Source organism: Nitrosomonas sp. Nm58, from assembly GCF_900107335.1.
In the GTDB taxonomy this organism is placed as follows: Bacteria; Pseudomonadota; Gammaproteobacteria; order Burkholderiales; family Nitrosomonadaceae; genus Nitrosomonas.
In genome coordinates this window covers 1-1726 of the sequence record NZ_FNPQ01000107.1, presented here as the reverse complement: position 1 = coordinate 1726, position 1726 = coordinate 1, and the positions used below count along the sequence as shown (strand labels likewise).

Genomic DNA, 1726 nt, shown 5'->3' with positions numbered 1-1726 from the left:
TGTTGCTGATAAATACCCTTCACTCAGAGCGTTCTCAGGAGATGCCGGCTATCGAGGCACAGCGGTTGATTTTGCAACTAATGGACTAGGCCTGGTCTTGCACATTTCAGAAAAAATCGAAGGTAAATGGGCCGTTTTGCCGAAGCGGTGGGTGGTCGAACGCACGTTCTCCTGGTTAGGCAATTTTCGCCGTTTATCCAAGGACTTCGAGATCCTGCCCGGCACTGCCGAAAATATGATTCGAATCGCCATGATGAAAATAGCACTTGCAGAATGCGTCTAATGTTTTACCAGACAGCTTCTTAGAGTTAGAAAGTTATCAACTCCCCATATTCTTTTTTTATCATCTGACAACTTCCCTTTCAAGAATAAATTATAAGTAACTGATTATATTAGTTATGAAAATTATCCATTTTACTAACTTCATCATATTTCTTCCAAACGCTTTGCGGCCGAAGGCCGATTACTCGGAGCTATGCTCATTTCTGGTTCTGGTGCATGACAAGAGAAGAAATCGATGTAATCTGTTGATAAAGATCTGCCCAGATCAACTATCAAGAAAGGAAAACACCGCAATGACAGATAATAATGTTTTTAAACTGAACAAACCAGACCCAGAATGATCCGCTGCAAGAAATACTCCGGAAAGGTGCTCGTAAAATGCTGGCCGCGGCCATAGAAGCGGAAGTATTCATTTTTATTGAGCGGCATGGATCTTTAAAAACTGATGAAGGTAAAGCGGCAGTGGTCAGAAACGGCTATCTGCCTGAGCGCTCGATTCAGACAGGCTTGGAGATACTGAAGTCAAAGTTCAGAAGGCTTGGGATCGCTGCGGATTGGCCATCAAGTTTAACAGTAACCTGGTACCGCCTTACTTGAAGCGTACCGGGAATATTGAGGAGTTTCTGCCTTGGCTTTACCTGATGGGCATTTCAATGGAAGATTTTTCAGAGACATTGAAACATTTTTTGGGACCGGATGCACCGAGATTGTCAACGGCCACGATTAGCCGTCTAAAGCAAGATTGGGAACGGGATTGCTAAAACTGGAGTCAGCGTGACTTGAGTAAAAAGCGTTATATTTATGTCTGGGCCGATGGCGTCTACAGTAACGTGCGAATGGATAACCGGGTATGTTTTTTGGTAATCATCGGTTCTGACGAGACGGGATGCAAAGAATTATTGGCGTTACTGACGGTTACCGTGAATCGGCGGCGAGCTGGGAGGAAGTATTAACGGATTTGAAGCAGCGAGGACTCGAGAACTCACCTAAGCTGGCTGTCGGTGATGGCGCTCTGGGATTTTGGAGAGCCGTAGCCAAGCTCTGGCCGGAAACTAATCAGCAGCGCTGCCAGGTGCACAAGACCGCAAATGTCATGGAGAAACTGCCGAAAGTCATGCAACCCAAGGTCAAGGAGGCCTTGCATGATATCTGGCAGGCAGAAACCCGGAAAGAAGCTTACAAAGGCATTTGATGACTGTATTGAACGGTTCACAGCTCGAAATATCCAAACGCGATGGGGACTGAATCGCCCCGAGTTTACAGGAGACTCTATTTCTTGAGAGGATAGAGTAATGAAAAAACCAGTAAGATATTCACCGGAGGTTCGTGAACGGGCTGTCCGATTGCTGTATGAACACCAAGGGGAGTATGAGTCGCAATGGGCGGCACTGGAATCGATAGCCTCCAAGATAGGTTGTACTGCTGAGACGTTGCGCAAATGGGT

Annotated in this window: 2 protein-coding genes and 1 pseudogene; all 3 read left to right on the top strand. The window is 46.1% G+C overall.

Translation table 11 applies throughout. The features are described from left to right. On the top strand, positions 1–283 hold a 283-nt coding region (locus BLW34_RS17600; RefSeq protein WP_143037981.1), incomplete at its 5' end, for a transposase. Between the two features lie 344 nt (positions 284–627). Next, a pseudogene (locus BLW34_RS15220) lies at positions 628–1519 on the top strand (IS256 family transposase); the annotation flags it as partial. A gap of 55 nt (positions 1520–1574) precedes the next feature. After that, positions 1575–1726 (top strand): transposase (locus BLW34_RS15930; RefSeq protein WP_218138891.1); only part of this gene is annotated, 152 nt, incomplete at its 3' end.